At 60.7% G+C, this 22,628-nt stretch carries 17 protein-coding genes; 1 reads left to right on the top strand and 16 read right to left on the bottom strand.

Features of this window, described 5'->3' with window-relative positions; translation table 11 throughout:
* The first annotated feature begins 118 nt into the window (after positions 1-118).
* Entirely contained in the window at positions 119-922 is an 804-nt protein-coding gene (dkgB, locus tag ACIPZE_RS02600) for a 2,5-didehydrogluconate reductase DkgB (protein ID WP_283437048.1), read from the top strand.
* On the opposite strand, the gene ACIPZE_RS02595 is transcribed toward dkgB, so the two are convergent.
* From ACIPZE_RS02595 to ACIPZE_RS02520, 16 genes are all read right to left on the bottom strand, one after another.
* Positions 923-4,141: a transporter substrate-binding domain-containing protein gene (locus ACIPZE_RS02595; protein ID WP_400771129.1), complete on the bottom strand. Its 3,219-nt coding sequence runs from the start codon at positions 4,139-4,141 to the stop codon at positions 923-925.
* A gap of 10 nt (positions 4,142-4,151) precedes the next feature.
* Positions 4,152-4,778, bottom strand: a complete 627-nt coding sequence (locus ACIPZE_RS02590) for a response regulator transcription factor (protein ID WP_283437050.1) — start codon at positions 4,776-4,778, stop codon at positions 4,152-4,154.
* A gap of 142 nt (positions 4,779-4,920) precedes the next feature.
* The gene (locus tag ACIPZE_RS02585; RefSeq protein WP_283437051.1) at positions 4,921-5,355 is read right to left on the bottom strand and encodes a chemotaxis protein CheY; all 435 of its coding nucleotides are present in this window, start codon (positions 5,353-5,355) and stop codon (positions 4,921-4,923) included.
* Between the two features lie 90 nt (positions 5,356-5,445).
* Positions 5,446-6,666 (bottom strand): EAL domain-containing protein, encoded by a 1,221-nt coding sequence (locus ACIPZE_RS02580; protein WP_283437052.1) that lies wholly within the window; start codon positions 6,664-6,666, stop codon positions 5,446-5,448.
* On the bottom strand, positions 6,659-7,048 hold the full coding sequence (locus ACIPZE_RS02575; RefSeq protein WP_129391688.1) for a hypothetical protein: 390 nt from the start codon (positions 7,046-7,048) through the stop codon (positions 6,659-6,661). The genes ACIPZE_RS02580 and ACIPZE_RS02575 overlap by 8 nt, the downstream gene beginning before the upstream one ends.
* A 169-nt stretch (positions 7,049-7,217) precedes the next feature.
* Positions 7,218-9,347 (bottom strand): autotransporter outer membrane beta-barrel domain-containing protein, encoded by a 2,130-nt coding sequence (locus ACIPZE_RS02570; RefSeq protein WP_400771124.1) that lies wholly within the window; start codon positions 9,345-9,347, stop codon positions 7,218-7,220.
* Positions 9,348-9,577: 230 nt separating this feature from the next.
* Positions 9,578-10,351, bottom strand: a complete 774-nt coding sequence (locus ACIPZE_RS02565) for an OmpA family protein (protein WP_400771121.1) — start codon at positions 10,349-10,351, stop codon at positions 9,578-9,580.
* 10 nt (positions 10,352-10,361) lie between these two features.
* Complete coding sequence (locus ACIPZE_RS02560) at positions 10,362-10,775, bottom strand: DUF4398 domain-containing protein (protein ID WP_400771118.1); 414 nt, start codon at positions 10,773-10,775, stop codon at positions 10,362-10,364.
* 83 nt (positions 10,776-10,858) lie between these two features.
* Positions 10,859-11,956, bottom strand: a complete 1,098-nt coding sequence (locus tag ACIPZE_RS02555; RefSeq protein WP_400771115.1) for a fimbrial protein — start codon at positions 11,954-11,956, stop codon at positions 10,859-10,861.
* Positions 11,956-14,553, bottom strand: a complete 2,598-nt coding sequence (locus ACIPZE_RS02550) for a fimbria/pilus outer membrane usher protein (RefSeq protein ID WP_400771113.1) — start codon at positions 14,551-14,553, stop codon at positions 11,956-11,958. The genes ACIPZE_RS02555 and ACIPZE_RS02550 overlap by 1 nt, the downstream gene beginning before the upstream one ends.
* 34 nt (positions 14,554-14,587) lie before the next feature.
* Complete coding sequence (locus ACIPZE_RS02545) at positions 14,588-15,328, bottom strand: molecular chaperone (protein ID WP_400771110.1); 741 nt, start codon at positions 15,326-15,328, stop codon at positions 14,588-14,590.
* Positions 15,329-15,398: 70 nt separating this feature from the next.
* Positions 15,399-15,944, bottom strand: coding sequence for a fimbrial protein (locus ACIPZE_RS02540; protein ID WP_400771107.1), 546 nt, complete (start codon positions 15,942-15,944; stop codon positions 15,399-15,401).
* 190 nt (positions 15,945-16,134) lie between these two features.
* A complete protein-coding gene (locus ACIPZE_RS02535; protein ID WP_400771104.1) occupies positions 16,135-19,758 on the bottom strand; it encodes a transporter substrate-binding domain-containing protein in 3,624 nt (1,207 codons plus the stop codon).
* Positions 19,759-20,385: a response regulator transcription factor gene (locus tag ACIPZE_RS02530; protein WP_129391667.1), complete on the bottom strand. Its 627-nt coding sequence runs from the start codon at positions 20,383-20,385 to the stop codon at positions 19,759-19,761.
* Positions 20,386-20,545: 160 nt separating this feature from the next.
* Positions 20,546-21,733, bottom strand: coding sequence for an EAL domain-containing protein (locus ACIPZE_RS02525; RefSeq protein WP_400771101.1), 1,188 nt, complete (start codon positions 21,731-21,733; stop codon positions 20,546-20,548).
* 120 nt (positions 21,734-21,853) lie between these two features.
* Positions 21,854-22,570 (bottom strand): MgtC/SapB family protein, encoded by a 717-nt coding sequence (locus ACIPZE_RS02520; protein WP_007913384.1) that lies wholly within the window; start codon positions 22,568-22,570, stop codon positions 21,854-21,856.
* Positions 22,571-22,628 lie beyond the last annotated feature (58 nt).

Below are 22,628 nucleotides of genomic sequence, written 5' to 3'. Positions count from 1 at the left end.
CAGAATCCAGGATTGATTCATGACTTCTGCTCAACACTGCTTTGCCCCACCAGCGGTTTTTCTCACGGATGCAGACGCGGATACTCGACCCCATTCCCACTGCAACCCTGGAGTTCTCATGTCTGTTCCCGCTTTCGGCCTCGGCACGTTCCGCCTGCAAGGCCAGGTCGTCATCGACTCGGTCAGCACCGCCCTTGAACTCGGCTACCGGGTCATCGACACCGCGCAAATCTACGAAAACGAAGCCGACGTCGGCCAGGCGATTGCCGCCAGCGGCGTCCCGCGCGAAGAGTTGTTCATCACCAGCAAGATCTGGATCGCCAACTTCGCCAAGGACCGCCTGATCGACAGCCTCAAGGAAAGCCTGCAAAAGCTGCAAACCGACTACCTTGACCTGACGCTGATTCACTGGCCATCGCCGGAAGATCAGGTGCCCGTCGCAGAATTCATGGGCGCGCTGCTGGAGGCCAAGCGCATGGGCCTGACCCGGCAGATCGGCGTTTCCAACTTCACCATCGACCTGATGAAACAAGCAATCGCCGCGGTCGGCGCAGAGCACATTGCGACCAACCAGATCGAGCTGCACCCGTACCTGCAAAACCGCAAAGTCGTAGAGTTCGCCGAAAGCCAGGGCATCCACATCACCTCGTACATGACCCTCGCGTACGGTGAAGTGTTGCAGGATCCGCTGATCCGGCAGATCGCCGAACGCCTGCACGCCACCGCGGCGCAAGTGACGTTGGCGTGGGCCATGCAATCGGGTTACGCGGTGATTCCGTCGTCGACCAAACGCGCCAACCTGCAAAGCAACCTCGGCGCCAGCGCGCTGACCTTGAGCGACGCGGACATGGCGCTGATTGCCTCGCTGGATCGCGGCCATCGCCTGACCAGCCCGAAAGGCATTGCGCCGGCCTGGGACTGATCAGCCCTGCAGCCGCTGCGCGAGGCTGTCCATGGCATCGCGCACGGCGTTGGTCGCCGTGGCGACTGGCTCTGTTTCAGTCTCTCGACAGGCTTGTTCAAGTTTCGCGCAGGCCGACACCAACCGAGCTGCGCCGACCATTTGCGCACCACCCTTGATGTGGTGCGCAAGGTCGCGTAACCCTGCGCGATCCTGTATCGGACGCAGACTTTCCAGACGCTGCAGATCATGCAGCAGACTGCTCAAGACTTCTTCGCGCAAACGCTGGATCAGCGCGTGATCGTTACCGGTCATGTGTTCCAGGGTGCTCAGATCGATCTCTTTCAGCGGCTCTGCTGCGCTCGGTTCAACCTCACCGGGACAATCGCCTGCGCCATTCAAAGCCAGATCCAGATCATCCAGACGAATCGGTTTGAACAGGCAGTCGTCCATACCGGCCTGTAGGCAACGGCGTTTTTCCTCGACCTGTGCATTGGCGGTAAACCCGATGATCAGACAGGGTCTACGGCCAATTGCCGACTCTTCTTCACGGATGGCCTGCGCGAGTTCATAACCGTTACGCCGGGGCATATTGCAGTCGCTGATGACCACATCGAACGGCTGCGCGCGCCAGCATTCCAGGCCTTGATCACCGTCCTCGGTGTCGACCGTACGGTGGCCGAGTTCGCTCAGTTGCCAGCACAACAGCAAGCGGTTCACCGGATGATCGTCGACCACCAGCACGTGCAGCGAACGCCTCGGAGTGTCTAGCGTTTGCGCCACTTCAGCATCCGGCACACGCGCCGTCAGCATCGGCAACTGCAAGCTGACTTCAACCCGCGTGCCCTCGCCCGGCACGCTGTCGAGCCGCAAAGTGCCGGCCATCATTTCGCACAGACTGCGGCTGATCACCAGACCCAACCCGGAACCGCTACGCACCGCTTGCGAAGAGTTGCCGACCTGAACAAACGGGCTGAACAAGCGTTGCCTGTCCTGCTCGCTGATACCGATACCGCTGTCTTCGATGACGACGCGCACCGTCAATTGCTCGGGGGCCATTGCGGACACCTGCAAACGCAGACTGATTTCGCCCTCTTCAGTGAACTTGATCGCGTTGTTCAACAGATTCGACAGCACCTGTTTGAAACGGGTCGGATCGATCAACACATCGACGTCGCTGTGCGCATCCAGATCAAGGTGCCAGAGCAAGCGTTTCTGCCGCGCCAGCCCTTCGAATACCCGGCACACCGAGGCCACCAGCTCGCGCAGATTGGCCCGTTCGGGGTTAATGGACAGGTGCCCCGACTCGATGCGCGCAATATCGAGAATGTCGCCGATCAACGCCAGCAATTGCTGACCGGCACCGGATGCAACCTGGATCGCCAGACGGTCGGTGATGCCCTCGTCGGCGCGCTTCAAAGCCAGTTCGAGCATGCCGATCAGGGCATTCATCGGCGTGCGGATTTCATGGCTCATGGTGGCGAGAAAGGTCGTCTTGGCCCGGTTGGCGTCGTCGGCGGCCTCCTTGGCTTCCTGCAATTGCCCCAACCATCGCTGGCGTTGACGAATCTGCCAGCGCTGGAAGGCGATCCAGCCGAGCGCAAACAGCAGCAGACCGGCAGCGACAGCGAAGCCCTGAATGATTGCGCGCCGATGGCGTAACCAATAACTGTCGTCCGCCACCACGTCATGGCTCCAGCGCTCGATCAGGTCGTCCATTTCCTGCGGGGCGATGCTCAACAACGCTTTGTTCAGAATGGAATGCAGCGCCGGTGCCTGCGGCGCCGTGGCCAAGGCGATACGTGCCGGTTGATCGCCCACCGTGCCGAGAATGCGCAAACGTGCAGGGTAGTAGCGATCGATCAGATAACGCGCGACCACCAAGGAACTCACCGTCGCATCGACCTGGCCCTTGTCGATCAACGCCATGCCCTCGGCCGGGCTCTTGACCTCGACCAGGCGCAACTGCGGCACGCGCTCCAGCAGATAAGCACGCAATGGATGACCACGGTAAATCGCCAGGCGCTTGCCCGCGAGATCGTCGAGACGGCGTGGGCTCTGCGCGCTCGTCGCACTGATCAGCACGAATGGATTGTTCAGGTAAGCCCGGGTGAAGCGCAGTTCCAGCTCGCGCTCGCTGCTCGGCGTCACCACCGGCAAGACATCGAGTTCGCCAGCCTTGAGTTGCTCGATCTGCCGATCCAGCGAGCCACCGCGCACAATTTCGAAGTTGAGGCCACTGCGCTGGGCGATCAGGCTCAGCAGTTGCGCAGAAAGCCCGCGAAAACGATTGTCCGCATCAAAGAATGTCAGCGGCGCAAAATCTTCGACGGCACCGACCCGTATGACCGGATGCGCGGTCAGCCAACGCTGCTCACTGGCGCTCAGACGGATCCGCGCTTGCGCGGTCATTTCGGCGCGACCGGCACTCCAGCGTTGTTCGATGAGCTGGCGCCGCTCCAGCGGAATCGCCAGCAGTGCCTTGTCGACCAGGCGCTTGAGAGGGGCATCGCTGCGCAGCAAGGCAAAACCGAACGGGCTGGCATCAAGCCCCGACGGGCCGGCCAGTTGCAGGTCGTTGCGGTAATTGGTGTTGATCAGATAATTGGCGCTGATGAGGTCGCCGAGGTAGACGTCATCCGCGCCGAACGCCACTGCGCCCAAGGCATCCATGGCCGAGGCGTAGCGTTGCACGCTGGCCTCGGGATAGAACGCCTGCACGCTCGATGCCGGTAAGTAGTCCTCGACCATGGCGATGCGCTTGCCAGCCAGATCTGCCGGCAGCGACTCATCGAGCCGGATCACCAGCATCGGCTGGTCTTCAGCATAGCCACGCGACAGAATCACTTCGGGATCGGCAGTCTCGAAACTGTTCGAGGTACCCAGCAGGTCGATCTCGCCGCGCTTGAGCGCAGCCATCACCGCGTCCCGACGCGCGTAGCGCTGCACTTCGATGCGCAGACCGAGCAATTGCGCGAGCAGATCGGCGTAATCGGCGGTCAGGCCTTCAAGGTCCAGTTGATTGCGGGTGATTTCGAACGGCGGGTAATCCGGTCCGGAAATGCCGATGCGCAACAGCGGATGCTGGCGCAACCACTGCCGATCCTGATCATCCAGGCGCAGCTGGACATGCTCCAGGCGGGTGCGCGTCAGCACTTCCAGCACCTGCGGTGTTTCGCTGGCCAGACAAGGCATCGCCAGCAACAGCCACACGGTCAAACTCCAGCGCCGGACATTCATGCGCGATCTCTCAGATCAAGTGATTACGTTTGGCAAAATCGCGCAGGTGCACCGCCGAACTCACACCCAGTTTTTTCATCAGGCGGGTTTTATAGGTACTGACGGTCTTGTGGCTCAGGTTCATGTTTATGGCAATTGCCTTGTTCGACGCGCCTTGGCCCAATTGCACGAAGATGCTCAACTCACGGTCGGACAATTGATCGATCATCTGTTTTTCAGTGGTCAGCAACGGCGTCAGCGTGCCGGTGCTGTCGGCCAATGCCGAAAAATAGGTGTAGCCCGACATCACCGCCTGAATGGCTTTGTGCAATTGCTGCAAGTGATTGGTTTTGGTGACGAACGCCGTAGCCCCGGCGCGCAGGCAGCGTTCCTGATAGAACAGCGGATCATGCGAGGTGAACACCAGTATCCGGCAATCAAGCGCATTGGCGCGGATCCGGGCCAACACGTCCAGCCCGTCGAGGGCCGGCAGACGCAGATCGAGTATCACCAGCTTTGGCGCATGCTCACGGATCAGCGGCACCACCTCGTTGCCATTCGACGCCTCGTGGATCTCCTTGAAGCCTTCGCTTTGCAGCACGATTCTGACGGCGGCGCGCACCACCGGATGATCATCGACGATCAACGCTGACTTCATGACCTCTCCCGCTGCAATAGCATGACGATGGCGCCGCATGGCCGCGCGCTGCGCACAGATAAGCTGCGCAGTGACTGTTGCATGGGAATGGGGGTGAATCTAGCTGTCAGATCTGACAGTTGCGACTGGCAAAATTCTATGCTCAAGCTTGACGTTGCAGGCTTGGCGTTCGATCCCACCGGCGTGGAGCGAGGTCCTTGGGCACATCGACCAGGGCCATCAGATGTTTGATTGCTGGGGCCTGCGGCAATGTCGCGTGACTGATCTGCACGTTGTCCTGAGCAAAACCGGGCGTCGTCTGCACAGGCGCCGATGGCTCGTTGTAGATCAAGGCATGACGCACCTGCGGGTTGTCGAGGAAAAACCCCAGCAGGTCCAGCGAACCGGCCGCCAGCTCGGCGTTGATCACCACCACATCGAACGGTTCACAACCATAATCGACCAGCGTCAGCAGCTCGGCGAGGGTTTGCACCGGCGCTACACGGTAGTAGTCGAGGCCATTGAACAGTCGCTCGATTTTCATCCGGTGAAAATGCTGCGGGTCGGCGATGAGGATGCGCAGGGCTTTATTGATCATGGTCGATCTCCCGGTAGGATGGGTTTCTGGGTGAGGCAAGATTACGCAAGCCGTGTGAAGGGATCTGTAGGATCTTTCCGAAAGAAAAGGTCATTCATCCGCGGTTTTCCGAGCGTTGCGCTGTTGCAGCCAGTCGAGCAAATCCGCCCCGGACATTGGTCGCGCGTACCAGTAGCCCTGCCCTTGCGTGCAGCCCAGCGCCAACAGTTCGCGGCGCTGGGCGTCGGTCTCGATGCCCTCAATCACCACGCTCATACCGAGGGTTTCGCCCAGCGCCAGCGTGCTGCTGATCGCGGCCCGGCAGCGCGGTTCATGTTCGAGGTTGCGAATGAAGTCAGCGTCGAGCTTGATTTCGTTGAACGGCAATTGGCACAGGCGCTGTAACGAGGAAAACCCGGCGCCGAAGTCGTCGATCGACAAGCGGCAACCCATCATGCGCAGACGTACCAAGGTTTCGAGGCTGGTGGCCGGCGCTTCGAGCAGGCCGCTTTCGGTCAGTTCGAACGTCAGGCTCGCACCCGAAGTGGCATGTCGCGCCAACAGGCTGCGCAGTCTCAAAGTCAGCTCACCGCTGGCCAGTTGCACCGCTTGCAGGTTGAACGCCATGTTCAAGGCAAAGCCCTGCTCACGGGCACTGCGCTGCACGGCCAAGGCCTGATCCAACTGCGCAAACAGTAACGGGTCGAGCAAACCGCAACGCTCCAGCACCGGCATGAACAGCGCCGGGGAAATAATCCCCTGCGTCGGGTGCAGCCAGCGGCACAGCACCTCAACGCCACACACCTCACCGGTGTGCAAATTGAATTTGGGTTGATACCAGGCGTGCAACTGCTGTGCAGCCAGCGCCTGACGCACTGCCGCTTCGCTGGCCAGCGTGATCACTGCGGCGGGTGCCTGCGGCAGTGCCGGGCGGTGGACGAACTTGTCGAGCAGCTCCGCCAGTACTTGCCCATGCAGCGGCTTGCCGACATCCCCGAGCAGTTCCAGCCCGAGCAACGCGACCATCTGATGCACGGCCCGCCGCAAGTCCGCCGACAGCGAACTGCTGATGATCACGGACTTGACCTGCCCCGTGGCACCGACCCGCTGGAGAAACTCCAGGCCGTCCATCCCTTCCATTTGCAAATCGCACAAGGCCACGTCGACCGTGCCTAGGGTTTGCAGCAATGCCAATGCCTGGGCGCCGTCACTCGCCTCGAAGACTTCCTCGCAACCGAGGGTGCGCAGCATGTTGACCGCCACCGAGCGCTGGAAGGCATGGTCTTCCAGTACCAGCACGCGCAACGGCAGTGCGGGAGATCGTCTAAACATCGAGTTGCTCCAGCAGAGGGCCAAGGGTTTGCCGATCCGGCGTACGGATCAGGCTCAAATGACGGCGCGCAGTGGTATAGATCGGCTCGGCCCAGGCCTGGCCTCGGCGCGCGTCATAAATCACGCCGTGACGAATCTGCGCACAGCTCTGAAAAAACCGCACCGGATCGATGCCGGCGGCGGCCATCAGTTCACCGTTGATCAGCATCAGGTCAAAGTGCTCGAACGGCTCGTGCGAGTACTGGGTCACGCCCAGTAGTTCACGAAACGAACGCACCGGCGTCAGCGCGCAGTAACCCAGTTCATTCAGGGATTTGCCGATTCTGGACTGCAGCGTGGGCAGTTCTTCGGCAATCAGGATTCGCCAGCATTTGTAGGACATGGGTTTCGCAGTTATAGGAAAAAGGTTGTTGCTCGGAAGGCAACAGGCCACACGCTAACCAAAAAATGCTGCGCGGCATGTAAGACAAGTCTGAAAAAACCAGCGGAACGTTCTGGATGACCGCAAAGCAAAAAGCCACGCCGGAACAATCCGACGTGGCTTGATGTGTTTACCAGAGGTAGCGATAACCGAGACTCACCCCGAACGGTTGCTCGATACCGTTGCCTTTGGCGTATTCGGCATCCAGCGCGATCTTGCTCTTCTCACTGACTTGCAAGACACCACCGAAGCCCAGCTCCACCCGATTACCCGGCAAGCGGGCATCAAGCTTGTTGCCGTTGACCTCGACTTTGCTGCTGCCCGCATGCTCGGTGATGTAGGACGCTTTGACATACGGCTGGACCTGCATGCCATTGCCCAGTTGCAGGCTGCGACCGAACAGCGAGCCAACCCGGCTTTGCAGTGAGTCGAGGTTGTCGGACTTGACCCGCAGACCGTTGCTGGCGGTGTAGCTCGCACCTTGGGTGCGGGTTGCGGTGAGTTCCACTTGCGGCTCGACGAACCAGCCATCCTGCAAATCGATACGCTTGCCGACTTCGATGTCCGCGCCAATCCCGTTGGTGCTGTAGGAGCCCTTTACCGCCTGGCCCAGATTGCTCGGCGTTTTGATATCGGTGTCGAAGCGGCTGTACTTCAGAACGCTGTCGACATACACGCCATTGTCGTTGAGATACGTGGCGTAGATGCCGAACATCCGGCTGTCGATGTCGCCCCTGGCGCCTTCGCCGAAGTCCAGGTCGGAGCGTGCCGAACCGAGCATGCCACCGACGTAGACCTTGCCGCTGTCGACGCTAAAAGCCTTGTCGGCGCCGATTTCCAGACCGCTGACGTCTTGGGTGTAGGCGCGACTGGAGCGCTCGCTGACGTCGAAACGCTTGCCGATGGCGCGGGTCCAGACACCGCCGTCATCCTTGCCCATGCGCAGTTCGCCAAGGCGTTTGACCAAAGCGTTCATCTGCGCGCCCCACAGGTTGGCACCAGCGGTGTGGGCGGCGATGGCGGCGTTGGCACCTTTGGAGAGATGCTCGGGCGCCGGATCAATCGGCCGTGGTGGCGTCACCGGAACCACCGGAACCACCGGCTCAAGCGGCTCGGCCGGATCCACGGGTTTGACCGGGTCGACTGGCTCAAGCGGAATGGCACCGCTGCTCGCCAACACCCAGTCATCACCCTGTTGCTGCAAGGTGTAGCGAAAGGCGCCGGCATCGACATGCCCACCGTAGAGTCCGAACTTAGCACTGCCACCGTTAGTGTCGACCAACCGCAAGCGACCATCGGCAGTGACCGGTTCGTGCCCGGTATCGCCCACGATCAAGGTGTGATCACCGCTGGCGAGGCCGGCGCCTTGGACGATCAGCAAGTCGTCGCGTTGATTGGCGATGTCGGTGTTCATCAAAATACTGCCGCTGCCGGACAGGGCATTGACGGTAAACGTCTTGAAGCTGCCGTCGCTGCTCGGCGCAAACGCCAGCCGCCCGCCGTCGAGAGTCAACGAGTCAACGGTTTTCACCCCGTTTTCCATGACGTTGACGGTACCGCCCGCCTGCGCCACCAGGCCATTGGCTTGCGCGCCGCTGTACAGATTGACCTGGCCACCGTTGCCGACCGTGCTGTTGTTGGCCGTGCCGGTGTCGTACACGCTTTGCGTGCCGCCCTGGATTTGCGTGCCATTGGCCACTGCGCCACCGAGCAGGCCCCGACGCAGGGTCTGCTCGCCCCCGGCATTGATCACACTGCTGTTGGCCACCGCCATGTTGCTCAGGTTCTGCACGCCGGCAGGCCCGACCTGAGTGTCGTTGGCTATGGCCAGGACATCCAGCGTCTGCACACTGCCGGCGTTGATCAACGTGCGGTTGGCCGTGGACCGCGTGACGGTTTGCTGACTGGCATCGAGTACGGTGTCATTGGCGATACCACTGGTGTTGACCACCTGTGTGCCGCCGTTATTGACCACCGTGCCATGGCTGATGCCACTGGAAACGTTTTGCGTCGCACCGTCGACCAGGGTGCCGTAGCTCTTACCGTTCTGGAACACATTCTGTGAACCACTGCCGCTGACGGTAGTGCGGTGGGCGGTGCCGTTGGTACCAATCGATTGAATGCCCGTGGTGACGCTTTCGTCGTATACCACTGCCCCACTGTTGACTGAGGCCGTGTAGGCGCTGGCGTGCAGGGGCATCAGCAACGCCACGGCGACGGCAACCGGTGTGCGCTGGAACATCGGGAAACGGCTTTTCATCAACTGAACCTCACGGGCGCCTCAATGGGCAACGGCGTAAATCGAGTTGAGTTCGAACCTCTGAAGGAACCGGTTCGCACTCGGGGAACCGGCAATTTAGATAAGCGGCGGGATTTTTTGAGTAGGACTTTTCCTTGTATGTGTAGGAAATTTCCTAATCGCTCTGATCGGTCTTGACCCGAGCCTTCACGCAGAAAAGCGAACCCGTTGCAGGCTCGCTTGTTCGTTCATCAGCCGCGTGCGCCGACCACGTTTGAACCGTAGGAGATGATCACTTCCACCCGCCGGTTGAGCTGACGGGAACGGGGATTGCCATTGTCGGCAACCGGGAACTGCTTGCCGTAGCCCTTGGTGATCAATCGGTCAGCGCCGATGCCCATTTGCGTGAGCGCAAAGGCGACTGCATCGGCGCGACGCTCCGACAGACGCTGATTGAAATCGTCGCTGCCGACATCGTCAGTGAACCCTTCGATGCGTACCTTGCGCTCCGGGTTGGCCGTCAGGTACTGCGCCAGTTGTTCAAAATTGCGCAGGCTGCCGTACTTGAGATCGGCCTTGCCGGTGTCGAACAGCACATCGCCGAAAGTGACGACTTCACCGCGCTGGGTTTTCTGCGCCTTCATCGCTTGCAGCGCTTTCAACTGCTGGGTGCGCACATCGAGTTGCACCTGAGTGCGCTCAGCGTCGATTTTCTTCAGCCCCGCCTCAGCCTGACGACCGACGATGGTCTGCTCGGCTAGGGCGATTTTCTGACTGGCCAGATACGCCAGCTGATCGATCTGCGGCGCTTGGCGATCCTTCAGCGAAGCCTGGTCGGCGGCGTTCAGTGCGCTGAATGCAGACTTGGTTTCAATCGCCGCCAACGTGTTGGATTCAGGCTTTTGCTGGAGCACCGAGAATTGCGCGCGAGCTTGCAGCAGTTGCGGATTCTCTGGTGGTGTAGCGCACCCGGCGAGCATCACGGCAAACAGCGAAGCAACAGGCAACAGTTTGAAATTGGGCATGGACAGATCCTTATTGCGCGTTGGCAGGCGGGTTGAAACCGGTGACCGGGTCTTGCAGCATTTCCTGCTTGAGCACCTGGATGCCGCTACGCGCGTCGGTCAGTTGTTTCTGCCACTTCACTGCGCGGGATTTCCGCTCGGCGAGGTTGGCGTCGGCTTCGATCTGCTCGGCAAGCACTTTCGCTTGCGGGTAATTTTTCTCGCCGAGGGCGCGTTCCATCTGGAACATCTTGTCTTGCGCTGCCTTCATTTCCAGCGGTGCATACTGGGTCGCCTCAGCCGCGACCGCACGGTTGACCGCGTCCTTGGACAAGCTGATCTGCTGCTCCGGAATCGGCGCACTGGCGCAGGCGCTCAAGGCCCCGGCCATGATCAACAGGCACGCCGACTGGCGCGCGCGCGAAGACACACGTTGAATACTCATCTAACACTCCTGATAGTGAAGTCCGGGCCCGGTCGTTATTGATCTATAGGCCCGCACGGGTGGCGCTCAAACAAGTCGGTGGATCAGTAGTAATTGATGGTGAAAGTCGCCGTGGCATTGGCCGGGCCGGCGGTAATGCTGTCGCCGGTCTGGATGTAGCGGGCCTTCAACGGGATGGTGTAGCTGGCGCCCTCGACCGCGCGCGGCGTGATGCCGCTGGCGCGTAAAGTCGCCAGTGGCAATGGCGTGCCATGGCTGTCGGCGATTTGCAGGCCGACGCCAGTGGCGGCCGGGTCTGCGCCAGGCGCGCTCGGGTTCAGGCTCATGATGCCGAGGTTGGGAGTGATCGCCGTGCGGGTCGGGTCGAGGCGCACTTGCAGCACGTTATTTTTGCGTGAGTCGAGGTTGCTCGATGTACCGTCACTGGCCCAGCGCGGGCCGGTGTTCTGGTAGTAGCCGTTGAATGCCGGGCAATTGTTCAGGGCGATGGAGAAATCCTGCCACTGGGTGAATGTGTTTTTGCCGGAAAACTCGTTGAGCATGTGCGTGCCCATCGGCACCGAGACGTCTGGTGTCTGGCAAGTGCGCGAGACGATGTTGATGCTGCCGGAAACACTGATCCGCATCACTTCGACCGTGTTGCTGCTGACCCGGCTCTGGCTGGTCGTCGGCAATTGCGAGCCCTGGATAGTGCCCGGTGACACGTCGCCAATCTTGATGAATGACATGTCGTAAGCCAGGGTGTTCTGCAGGGTGTACACGCAATAAGCCGTGCCATTACCGCAGTTGATCGCGTCGGAGTTGAAGGGCATTGCCGTACCCGAATACCAGACCGCCACCCCGATGCCAGGCACGCCGCTCTGATAGACATTGCCGCCCCACGGCGATCCGGCCCAGGCCGAAAGCGGCAGCGGCCTGACCGGCAGTTCGCGGCGGGTCTGCACGTTATACAAGCCAGGCGCGCAGCTCAAATGCGCCGCAGTGGCGATATTGAACGTCTGCCGATAGACCTCAGCCCCCAGCGGAACATCGCGGCCTACGGTGATATTGCCACCCAACAAAGGCATCGTACGGATTACCGGGCCGCCATCGGCATAGTTGCAATCGGCCCACGCCGTCCCTGCCAGCAATGACAAACCCAACACCACAGCATTTGCCTTGACCACGCGCAGTACTTTCATCACTTGTACCCCTGTGCGCTGTTCACAGAAGCAACGCGATTGTCTGAATGATTCACCGAGCACACCACGTCCACCTGACGCAGTGACTTGCCCGCACTTTTGCCCGCCGGCAACGCCAGCGCACATTGCTGCCCGGCCTGGCTACCCCAACTGATCAACAGCCGGCGCGCGTCTTCCTTGACCCGGGCGTAGAGCTGGCCGCCCTGCCCGACCACGCCCACCGACACGCCACGGTCATCGACCACACCGGCACCGAACGGCAGCGCACTGCCATCGTCCAGCGTGACGTTGAGCAACACTGCCTGACCGTTTTGCGTGCCGTACTTGAGCGCCACCACGGCACCGGCGCGCGGCGCGACTTGCTGGCTGGTTTCGCTCAACTCGACGTCGAGCGACGTGCCCAGCGGATCGATGGCCACTTCGTTCAATTCGTACGGACGCAAGTACGGCACCACCGCGTTGCCACGGCTGTCGAGTTTCAAACCGGGGAAGCCGACGACTTTCGCGCCCTCGGCCCCCTCGGCAGTGATCACCGCCATGGTTTCGCCGCGATAGGGCGTCAGCGTCACGCCGTTCGGGTGCGCGACCACGCTGCCGCTGGCATTCAGCGACAGGCTGTCGTAACCCGCACCGCGGCTGACGGTCGCGCCAACAATGGCTTTCGGGCCGATGTACTGGCCGTTGACCGAGGTACTGTTGGTGCGACTTGCACCTTCGTGGCCGGCAGTCACGCCATAGTTGTATTGGCGGTCCGCACCGGCGGTACCACTGAGGGTCGCCTGCTCGCTGTAGTTGCCGTCGGTGTCACGCATGACCCGCGCCGACAGCTGCGGACGGTTGACCGAGGAGCCGAATTCGAGCGGCATGCTCACCGTGAACAGCAGACTGTTTTCCATCTCGCCGACACCGCTGCGCGCACGGTTGGCGCTGACGCCATAGCTGACCGAACCGACCTGCTTGTTGTAGCTGAACTGGTACTGCACATCGCTGCCCGGCAGGTTCCAGTAGTTCTGGGTAAAACCGTTGAACGCGACCTGGCCCCAGTCGCCCAGACTCTGGTTGGCAGTCAAAGACAGACGACTGCGCGGACGCCCGAACAGGCTGGTGTCGAGGCCCTTTTGCTCGGCATCGATGAGTTGCACGGCGTTGCTGAAATCGAGGTAGTTTTGCGTGGAAAACCGTGTCGCCGCCACGGCAAAGTTACTGCCGGTTTCGAGGATATTCTTGCTGTAGCTCAGGCGTGCACTCTGGCCGCTGACAGTGCCGCTTTTCAGGTCGGTCTGCGCCTGCGTGACGTCTACTGCCACCGCACCGAGCGGCGTGCTGAACGCCAGGCCGCCGAGGGCCGAGCGATAGTTGTCACTGACTTGCGCACCGCCATAACCGGTAAAAATATTGTTCAGACCACGCTGGTAGGTGCCCTGAAACAGCTTGGCCTGGCTGTCGATGTAGTTGTTGCGGGTTTCACCGGCAGTGACGCTGAAACGCGAGGTGCCCGGACGCAACAACTGCGCGGTAGAAGCGAACGGCACGATAAAGCTCTGCTCACTGCCATCGGCTTCGTAAACAGTGACGTCGAGGTCGCCGCCATATCCGGTCGAGTACAGGTCATCGATGACGAAGGCGCCCGGCGCCACCGTGGTTTCATACAACAGATTACCGGCCTGACGCACTGCCACCCGCGCACTGGTGCGGGCAATGCCACGGATCACCGGCGCATAACCGCGTTGGGATTCGGGCAACATGCGATCGTCAGTGCCCAGTTGCACACCGCGATACGCCAGGGTGTCGAAAATCTCCCCACTGGTGTTGGCTTCGCCGAGGGTCAACTGGCTCTTGAGCGAGGTGATGTCGCGTTGGGCGTAGGTGTTGAGGACTTGATAATCCTGGCCGTTGAATTTGTCCCAACTGGCCGAGCCGTTGTGGCGCAGACGCCAGTCACCAAGGTTCAGCCCGGCGTTCAGACCGAGGTAGGCCGAGTCGTAATTGCCGGTGTCGGTCTTGTTGTGGTTGGCGTTGAAGTTGTAGCTCAGGGTGCCAGCCGTCACACCACGATCCCACAGTTCAGGGCTGACGTAACCACGGGCATCGCGACGCAGGGCGACCTGCGGAAGGCTGATATCCAATTGCTGAGTGGACGGCGAAAACATCGCCGTCGCGCCTTCGATCAACTGCGCGATGTCGAGGCACGAAGCACCGCTCTCCACGCTGGCCGTAGCTTCGGCAGACAACCGGCGGAAATCTACGCCGATCAACTCCAGCACGCCGCGACTGAAACACACGGTCGGGTGGCTGCCATCGGCGTCGGCATTGATGCGGATGTCTTGACGGGTCACCAGTTTGCCGTTGACCGCGACGTCGGCGCGGTACTCGCCGGGCAACACCGGGTTGCCCTGCTGGTAGGCGGTGAGATCCAGAGTCTGCGAATCCTCGGGGAGGAACGCGTCGTTGAACTGCACGTCTTCGGCAAACGCCGCCTGGGCCGCAAACACCGCAGAAACCCCGGTCAGCGCCTGGAGCACCAGAGCGGCCACGGGATTCAAGGCAAAGCGAGGGCGAGCCTGTGGGCGCGCCCCCAGGCGTGGAAGAGTTTTCATAGGTTACTCGTGCGCTAAAACGTTCGCGGAAAGATCAGGGCTTGAGCGGTTGTTTGATCGGCAGCAGCGCGCCGTAGTCGTTGATCGCATTGAACTCGACTTGAGCGCCGGCAGCGGGCATCGACTTCAGCGATGGCAAGGCGAAGGTTTTGCTTTCACCCGGGCCGACCATGCCATTTTCACTGTCGAAACGTTGGCTGCCGAGCGTCAGCGCCAGCTCGACCTGCGATACGTGAAACGCCGTCGGGTTGAACGCTTGCAAGGCATAACCCTTGTCCGCCGCGACGACTTTCCACTGCACTTGCTGCGGCGCGTCATTGGCATTGCCCGGCAGGCCGTCGGGGCGGTAGAAAATCTTGATCCGCGAACGAAAGGCCATCTGCAGCACGTTCATGTCCGTCGGGCCATCGGCCTTCGGCGGAATCTCCAGCACGTTGAGCCAGAACACCGACTCTTTGCTGCTCGGCAGCGCCGCCCCGGTGAACATCAGACGCAGGCTCTGGCCCTTGCTCGGGTCGATGCGCGAGACCGGTGGCGACAGCACAAACGGCGCCTTGGAACTGGTTGGACTGGACTGCAAATCGCCGTCATCGACCCACGATTGCACCAGCACCGGACGGGCACCGTTGTTGTTCAATTTGACGGTGACTTCTTTCTGACTCGCCGGATAGACCAGACGCGTCCCGGTGATCACCACACCGGCCTTGGCTTGCGAATATATCAGCGTGGAAAGCATCAGTATTGCGCCGACTCGAATAACACCTGAAAAACCCATGCGCACCTCTTTGCCCACACGTTGACACGCCGTTGCCCCCCCTGGCCGGGCGCGTCATCGTGAAATCGGCTTACTGGTAATCGACGTTGTAGGTCACGGAGCTGACCACGGTGCCCGGCGTGGTCGCGCCAGTGGCGAAGTACTGCACGGCGTACGGCATGTTGGCCGCGCCAGTGCCATCAATGGTGTTGCGGGTGGTGTTGGCGATCTGGTTGGTGTTACCCGCCTGTATCACTGCACCGCCCTGCTGGTCGACCAGTTGCAGTTGCACGTTGTTCGCCGAACCGGTCATGTTCTTCAGGTTGCCGCTGATCGGGTCAACGCTTGCACCGGAGTTGAAGAACGCCGCCGCCGTGGTGGCGGTGCCGACGCAGTTGGTCAGCTGGATGTTGAAACCGGTCTGGCCTTCAACCTGGCCTGCGGCGGTCAGCAAGCCGGTAGAAATGGTTGGCAGGGTCACGGTCGCAACGGCTGGCGAAACCACGCCATCAACGGCGATGGTGCAGGTCTGGTTGACCAGTTCACCGTTGAAGTTGATGGTGCCGTCGGCAGCGTTGGCGAATTGAACGCCGGACGCGGAAACCAGTACGGCGATGGCGAGAGCTTTGCGATTCATGGGACAACTCCAAAAGTAAGATACGAACCTGTCGCGAAAGTCTGGATGGTTGTCCGACGCGGAATGCATCGTGTGTGACCAGCCATCTGCCTGGGCGACGAAGTAATCTTGGTCTTTTGGGTGAGGGGTTCCTGTAGGGGCATTCCCTGCGCCGTGTAGGATATTTCCTAGCAACTGAATGTAAACCGTCTTAAACGAGCAACGGTTGCAGCTGTTCGGCCAAGCGTTCCATGGCTTGCTGCAAGGCATCCACTGCGCCAGTCAGTTGATCGGCATCCAGCCCGTTGCAGGCGGTTTCCAGTTGTTCGCAGGCTTTGATCAAGGCATCGGCCTTGATGATTCGCGCGCCGCCCTTGACCCGATGCGCCAGATCCGCCAATCCCGGCAGATCATGCTGCGTGAACAGGCGCAGCAACCGCGCCATGTCGTCGTCATTGCTGCTGGCCAGATCGCCGAGCAGGCTTTTGATCGACGCCGGATCGCCTCGGGTCAATTGCTCAAGGCTGCTCAGATCGATGTCATCGGCAGACGCTGCAACCGCTGCTTGCGCAATGTCCGCAACAGGCTGCGGCGTGGCTTGCGCCAGCCGGGCATTGAGGTCTTTGAGGCTGATCGGCTTGAACAGGCAATCGTCCATTCCGACCGCCTGACAACGGCTGATCTCTTCCGGCTGCGCATTGGCGGTGAAGCCGAGAATCAGGCACGGCGTCAGTGCTTTTGCCGCCTCTTCTTCGCGAATGGCCTGCGCCAGTTCATAGCCGTTCATGATCGGCATGTTGCAGTCGGTGATGACCACATCGAAGGTCTCGTTGCGCCAGGCACGCAGACCGTGGGCACCATCCTCGGCGTCTTTGACGCGGTGCCCGAGGTAGCTCAGTTGCTGCGACAACAGCAGCCGGTTGGCCGGGTAATCGTCGATCACCAGAATGTTCAAGGCATACCGGGCAACGGCCGGTTCGGCGACCTCCGCCGGTACCTCGATCAACGCAGGCAAGGTCGGCAACGCCATTTCGACTTCGATTTGCGTGCCCTGCCCCTGCGTGCTGTGCAGACGCAACTGGCCGCCCATCATTTCGCATAACGTACGGCTGATCACCAAGCCCAGACCGGAACCGCTGCGCGCCGATTGCGTGTTGTTGCTGGCCTGGGTGAACGGGCTGAACAGGCGCTGCTGGTCCTCGGCGCTGATGCCGCTGCCCGTGTCTTCGACCCGCAAAAACACCGCCAGACGTTCATCGTCACTGCCCGGATTGACCTTGAGACTGACGCGCACCTGGCCTTTTTCGGTGAACTTGATGGCGTTGCTCAACAGGTTCGACAACACCTGTTTGAAGCGCAGCGGATCGACCAGTACATCGCGGTTCGCCGCGGCGTCCAGCTCCAGTACCAGGCGCAACTGTTTCTGCCGCGCCAGGCCTTCGAAGATGCGCACCACTGACTCCAGCAGCTCGCGCAAGTTGGCCCGCTCGGGCGTCAACGACAGGCGCCCGGATTCGATGCGGGCGATATCGAGGATGTCGCCAATCAGGTCCAGCAGGCCACGCGCAGCACCGGACGCGACTTCAATGGCGAAGCGATCCATGATGCCCTGCTCGGCTTTCTTCATTGCCAGCTCGAGCATGCCGATCACCGCGTTCATCGGCGTGCGGATTTCATGACTCATGGTGGCGAGGAACGTGGTCTTGGCGCGGTTGGCGTCGTCGGCGCCCTCCTTCGCCTCACGCAGGGCTTCGAGCAGGCGCTGGCGCTCGCTGACGTCGATCCAGCCGCCGATCATGCCGCTGACTTCACCGTCGCTGCCGCGATACGGCAGCATCCAGTGATAGATGGTCAACACGCTGTCGCCCATGCTCAGGCTACGATCCTGCACACGCGGCAAGCCTTCGCTCATCACTTGCAGGTAGTCATCGTGATAGGCCTGGGCTTGCGCCAAATCCTCCAAAACACCTTCCAGCACGGTCTTGCCAATCACCGCTTCACGCTCGACCTGGAACACCTGCAAGTAGCCTTCGTTGCACACCAGCAGCTTGCCGGCGCGGTCACGCACGTAGATCGGATGGGGCGTGCCGTCGATCAATACGCGCATGAATTCGAGTTGATCGTTGAGGGCGATTTCCGCTTGCCGGCGCTTGCGCATCAGCAACCGCAGATAGGCGATCCAGCCGAATGCCAGCAGCAACAAGACCGCTGCGAGGGCGAAGCCCTGAATGATCGCGCTGCGATTGCGCAGCCAGTAACTGTCATCGACTACCACTTCGCTGCGCCAGCGATTGGTGACTTCATCCAGCTCTTCCGGGGGAATGCTCAGCAGCGCTTTGTCGAGGATCGAGTACAGCTCCAGTGCCCCGCGCGCGGTGGCAAACGCCACTTGCGCCGACTGCGTACCGACGGTGCTGGTGATGCGCAACCGCTCGCGATACTGCCGGGAAATCATGTAGCGCGCAGTGATCAGCGAATTCACCGCCGCCTCGGCTTGGCCATTGGCGACCATCGCCATGGCTTGCTGGGCGTTGTCGGCATCGACCAGCGTCACCCGCGGATATTGCTCGACCAGCATGTCGCGCACCGGATTGCCGCGAATCACCGCCAGCCGTTTGCCGACCATATCATCGAGGGTTCCGGTGCTGTTGGCATCGATGCGGCTGACCAGCACAAACGGCGTGCTCAGATACGGCCGGGTGAAGCGCAGGGTGTCCTCGCGTTCGACACTCGGGGTCAGGGTAATCAATAGATCCGCACGGTTGCCGCGAACTTGCTCAAGCAGCTCCGGCACCGATTGCGCGCGCTGCACATCGAACTTCAGACCGGTGCGCAACGCGACCTTGGCCAGCACATCGGCGCTGATCCCGCGAAATTCGCCGTCCTGACCGTAAAACGACAGCGGCAGAAAGCTGTCATCGATGGCCACCCGCAAGCGCGGATGCTGCGCCATCCAGCGTTGCTCGCTGACACTGAAATGTAGCGCCTGCTGCCCGGGCATGCTCGCACCGCCGGCACTCCAGCGGCGCAGAATGGTCATGCGCTCGCCAGGCGGAATACTCTCCAGGGCGGCGTTGACAATGCGCAACAAGCGCTCATTGCCGCGAGGCATCGCGAAGGCAAAGTTCTGCACCTCCATTTGCGAGAAGTCGGCCAGTTGCACGTTGTTCAGGTAGTTCTTGTTGATCAGGTAATTGGCACTGATCGAGTCGCCGAGATAGACGTCGGCGCTGCCGAACGCCACGGCACCGATGGCACTCAGCGTCGAAGGATAAAGCCGCACAGTGGCGTGCGGGTAGAACGCCTTGACCTGCTCGGGCGGCAGGTAGTGATAAAGCATCGCCACCTGTTTTCCGGCGAGGTCCGGCGACAGGTTCTGACTGTCGCCGACGCGCGTCACCAGCGTCGGCACATCGTCGGCATAGGCCTGCGACATCGCCAGATCCGGGTCGGCGGCTTCGAAGCCGTTGGACGTGCCCAGCATGTCCACCTCACCGCTTTTCAACGCCGCCAGCACCTCGGAGCGCGACGCATAGTGGCGCACTTCGATGTGGATATTCAGCAATTGACCGAGCAACTGTGCGTAATCGGCCGTCAGCCCTTCGTAATCGTTACCGTTGCTGGTGATCGCGAAGGGTGAATAATCGGGGGCCGAAGCACCCAGGCGCAACGTGCCTTTGCTGCGCAGCCAGGACCAGTCCTGAGCATCGAGTTGGACACTGTAGCCGTCGACAGTCGAACGGCCGAGCACATGCAGGGTTTCCACCGGCGCCGCCAGCGCCGTGTTGACAAAAACGGCCAGGCCCAGCAGCCAGCATCGAGTGAAATGGCGCATTCAGATCAGATTATTGCGTTTGGCAAAATCGGCGAGGTACACCACCGACTTGACGTTGAGTTTCTCGATCAGGCGCGTCTTGTAGGTGCTGATCGTCTTGTTGCTCAGAAGCATCGCCTCGCCGATTTCCTTGTTGGTCAGACCGTTGGACAATTGCTGCAGAATGGTCAGCTCACGGTCGGAAAGGCTCTGGATCAATTCCAGATCGCTGGCCTGCGAATCACTACGGCGCACACTGCTGGTCGAAAGATTGGGAAAGAACGTGTAGCCATCCATGATGACCTTGATCGCTTTGATCAACTCATCCAGTTCATTGGTCTTGGACAGGAAGCCCGCAGCGCCGGCCTTCATGCAGCGCGCTGAATAAAACAACGCCGACTGCGAGGTCAGCACCAGAATCTTGCTTTTCACACCGAGCGCACAGATGCGGCCGATCACCTCCAGCCCGTCGAGTTTGGGCATGGCGATGTCGAGGATGATCAAGTCCGGTGTGAGCTCGCGCGTCAACTGCACCGCGTCGGCACCGTTGTCGGCCTCGCCCACCACCTCGAAACCCTCCAGTTTCAGGAGCATCCTGACCGACGAGCGAATGAATGGGTGATCGTCTACAACCAACGCTTTAAACATATGAACCCCTGTAGGACCCGCCGAAAGACTCGGAAATGCAATCGTCCATGGCCTGGAAGAAACTCGAAGAATGACGGTCCGCAGCGTGGCGTAAAAATACACCAGACTGCGCACAGTGTAGGAACTATCTTGGGCTTTTCCGCACGCTTTGCGTAGCGGCTCAATCCAGTTGATCGCGGGACGTCAGCCACTGCAGCAAATCATGCCCGGTCATGGGCCGGGCGAGGTGAAAACCCTGGCCGAGCTCACAGCCCAGGCCGACCAGCGCTTCCTTCATCGAGCGGCTGCTGACACCTTCAATCACCAGTTGCATATCCAGCGAATGCGCCAGCGCTTGGGTGGTGGCGATCATGGTTTGCCAACACGGCTGATACAGATGCTGGACCCGTTCGGCGTCGAACTTGAGTTGATTGAAGGGCAACTGGCAAAGCAGTTTCAGCGAAGAAAAGCCGGCACCGAAATCGTCGATGGCCAGACCACAACCGAGCAACCGCAGGCGCAACAGGCTTTCTTGCGTGCCGGGCGCCATTTCCAGCAAACCGTTTTCACTCAGTTCAAACTGCAAGACCGAGCCGGCAAACCCGTGACGCTGCAATGCACTCTGGATATGCCCGACCAACTCGTGGTCGGCCAGTTGCGATGCATGCAGGTTGAATGACAGTTCCAGGTGCAGGCCCTGATGGCGCAGGATTCCCAGCAGGCACAAGCCCTGTTCGAGCAATTGCTTGAACATCGGATTGATCAGGTCATAGGCGACCAGCGCGGCGAGAAACTCGCCCGGCAACAACACGCCGCTGGCCGGATGTTCCCAGCGCACCAGCGCTTCGGCGCCGGCGACCTGGTTGCTGGCCAGATAGAACTTGGGCTGGAACCAGGCACGAAACTCGCCCAGCGCCAGTCCCCGACGCAGCTCGTCTTCGCTGGGCAATTCCCTTGGCGGCACGCGCACATTCAGCGCCGGATGCGGTGTCCGGTAGCGATTCAACGCCCGGTGCAAAACCCGTAAAGGTACCGGCGGCTGAATGACGCCCAGCAACTGCAAGCCTGCCAGCGTGTCCATCTGCCCGAGCGTACGCTGTAAGCCCGGGCGCAGTTCGCTGCTGAGGATCACGGCGCGGACCATGCCGGTTTCACTGGCATGGCCAAGAAACCCCAGGCAGTCGAGGCCTTTATCGAGCAAATCGCAGACCACGATGTCGACCCCGCCCGACAAATGCATCTGCACCAGCGCCTGCTCGCCATCACTGGCCTGCAACACATCACGGACACCGAGACGGTGCAGCATCCTGACCATCACGCTGCGTGCGAACGCATGATTTTCCAGTACCAGAACACGGGGTGAGGTCATCTTTCATCCATCGCTGCGCAGACCTGAGAAACGGCATAGTGGCGTCGGATGAGGCAATGCTTTGACAGATTAATCCTATGGACTTGTAGGAAATTTCCTAAATTGGCGCTGATTCAGGGTTTATTCCGTGGTACTCGGACTCCAGAACGCCTGCACCACCAATGCCGACGTCGAGATCCGCGCCACCAGTGCGTCGAGTTCATCGCCATCGACCGAGGTGGTCGCCAGCGTGGCTTCAATCTCGATTTCATCGGCGCCAAACGCATGCACATCGACATCGCTGGCCGGGTAGTTGCTGCGCTCCAGTTCCGCTTCGAGCAGGGCAAACACAGCGGTTTGCTGTGAGCGCCGGGCGATGACGTAGACGATATTGGTGACTTCCGCCGAGACCACGTCCAGTGGCTGACGGTTGATGTTGTTGACGATCGGCCGCAGCAAGGTATTGGCAGCGAGGATGAACAGCGTGCCGAGCACGGCTTCTGCGAGCAGGTCGGCACCGGCACAGGCGCCGACCGCCGCCGAAGTCCACAGAGTCGCGGCGGTGTTGAGGCCGCGCACGTTGCCCTCTTCGCGCATGATCACCCCGGCACCGAGAAAGCCGATCCCGGAGACCACGTAGGCAACCACGCGCACTGCGCCTTCGGCACCGGCGAGACGGTTGGCCATGTCGACGAAAATCGCCGCGCCGACGGCGACCAGTACGTTGGTGCGCAGGCCGGCGGTGCGTTGCCGGTATTGGCGCTCGAAACCGATCAGGCCGCCGAGAATGAAGGCGGCGCTGAGGCTGACGAGGGTGTCGAGCAGCGAATCGAGGTTGAGGTTGTTGATGGCTTGCATCGTCATCTCCTTGAATACACACAAACCCTTCGTCGGGCCTGCTTGAAATTCACTTGAA

Origin of the sequence: Pseudomonas sp. NPDC089741 (genome assembly GCF_044748825.1) — a bacterium.
GTDB lineage: Bacteria > Pseudomonadota > Gammaproteobacteria > Pseudomonadales > Pseudomonadaceae > Aquipseudomonas > Aquipseudomonas helmanticensis.
The sequence above is the reverse complement of the archived record's forward strand: the minus strand, read 5'-3'. Positions and strand labels throughout refer to the sequence as shown.

What these genes read in the sequence shown, in the direction of transcription:
- ACIPZE_RS02575 (WP_129391688.1), bottom strand. Translation starts at nt 7,048, where the DNA reads ATGTCCTACAAATGCTGGCGAATCCTGATTGCCGAAGAACTGCCCACG.
- ACIPZE_RS02535 (WP_400771104.1), bottom strand. Translation starts at nt 19,758, where the DNA reads ATGCGCCATTTCACTCGATGCTGGCTGCTGGGCCTGGCCGTTTTTGTC.
- ACIPZE_RS02580 (WP_283437052.1), bottom strand. Translation starts at nt 6,666, where the DNA reads ATGTTTAGACGATCTCCCGCACTGCCGTTGCGCGTGCTGGTACTGGAA.
- ACIPZE_RS02540 (WP_400771107.1), bottom strand. Translation starts at nt 15,944, where the DNA reads ATGAATCGCAAAGCTCTCGCCATCGCCGTACTGGTTTCCGCGTCCGGC.
- ACIPZE_RS02550 (WP_400771113.1), bottom strand. Translation starts at nt 14,553, where the DNA reads ATGAAAACTCTTCCACGCCTGGGGGCGCGCCCACAGGCTCGCCCTCGC.
- dkgB (WP_283437048.1), top strand. Translation starts at nt 119, where the DNA reads ATGTCTGTTCCCGCTTTCGGCCTCGGCACGTTCCGCCTGCAAGGCCAG.
- ACIPZE_RS02520 (WP_007913384.1), bottom strand. Translation starts at nt 22,570, where the DNA reads ATGCAAGCCATCAACAACCTCAACCTCGATTCGCTGCTCGACACCCTC.
- ACIPZE_RS02560 (WP_400771118.1), bottom strand. Translation starts at nt 10,775, where the DNA reads ATGAGTATTCAACGTGTGTCTTCGCGCGCGCGCCAGTCGGCGTGCCTG.
- ACIPZE_RS02585 (WP_283437051.1), bottom strand. Translation starts at nt 5,355, where the DNA reads ATGATCAATAAAGCCCTGCGCATCCTCATCGCCGACCCGCAGCATTTT.
- ACIPZE_RS02570 (WP_400771124.1), bottom strand. Translation starts at nt 9,347, where the DNA reads ATGAAAAGCCGTTTCCCGATGTTCCAGCGCACACCGGTTGCCGTCGCC.
- ACIPZE_RS02590 (WP_283437050.1), bottom strand. Translation starts at nt 4,778, where the DNA reads ATGAAGTCAGCGTTGATCGTCGATGATCATCCGGTGGTGCGCGCCGCC.
- ACIPZE_RS02530 (WP_129391667.1), bottom strand. Translation starts at nt 20,385, where the DNA reads ATGTTTAAAGCGTTGGTTGTAGACGATCACCCATTCATTCGCTCGTCG.
- ACIPZE_RS02565 (WP_400771121.1), bottom strand. Translation starts at nt 10,351, where the DNA reads ATGCCCAATTTCAAACTGTTGCCTGTTGCTTCGCTGTTTGCCGTGATG.
- ACIPZE_RS02545 (WP_400771110.1), bottom strand. Translation starts at nt 15,328, where the DNA reads ATGGGTTTTTCAGGTGTTATTCGAGTCGGCGCAATACTGATGCTTTCC.
- ACIPZE_RS02525 (WP_400771101.1), bottom strand. Translation starts at nt 21,733, where the DNA reads ATGACCTCACCCCGTGTTCTGGTACTGGAAAATCATGCGTTCGCACGC.
- ACIPZE_RS02555 (WP_400771115.1), bottom strand. Translation starts at nt 11,956, where the DNA reads ATGAAAGTACTGCGCGTGGTCAAGGCAAATGCTGTGGTGTTGGGTTTG.
- ACIPZE_RS02595 (WP_400771129.1), bottom strand. Translation starts at nt 4,141, where the DNA reads ATGAATGTCCGGCGCTGGAGTTTGACCGTGTGGCTGTTGCTGGCGATG.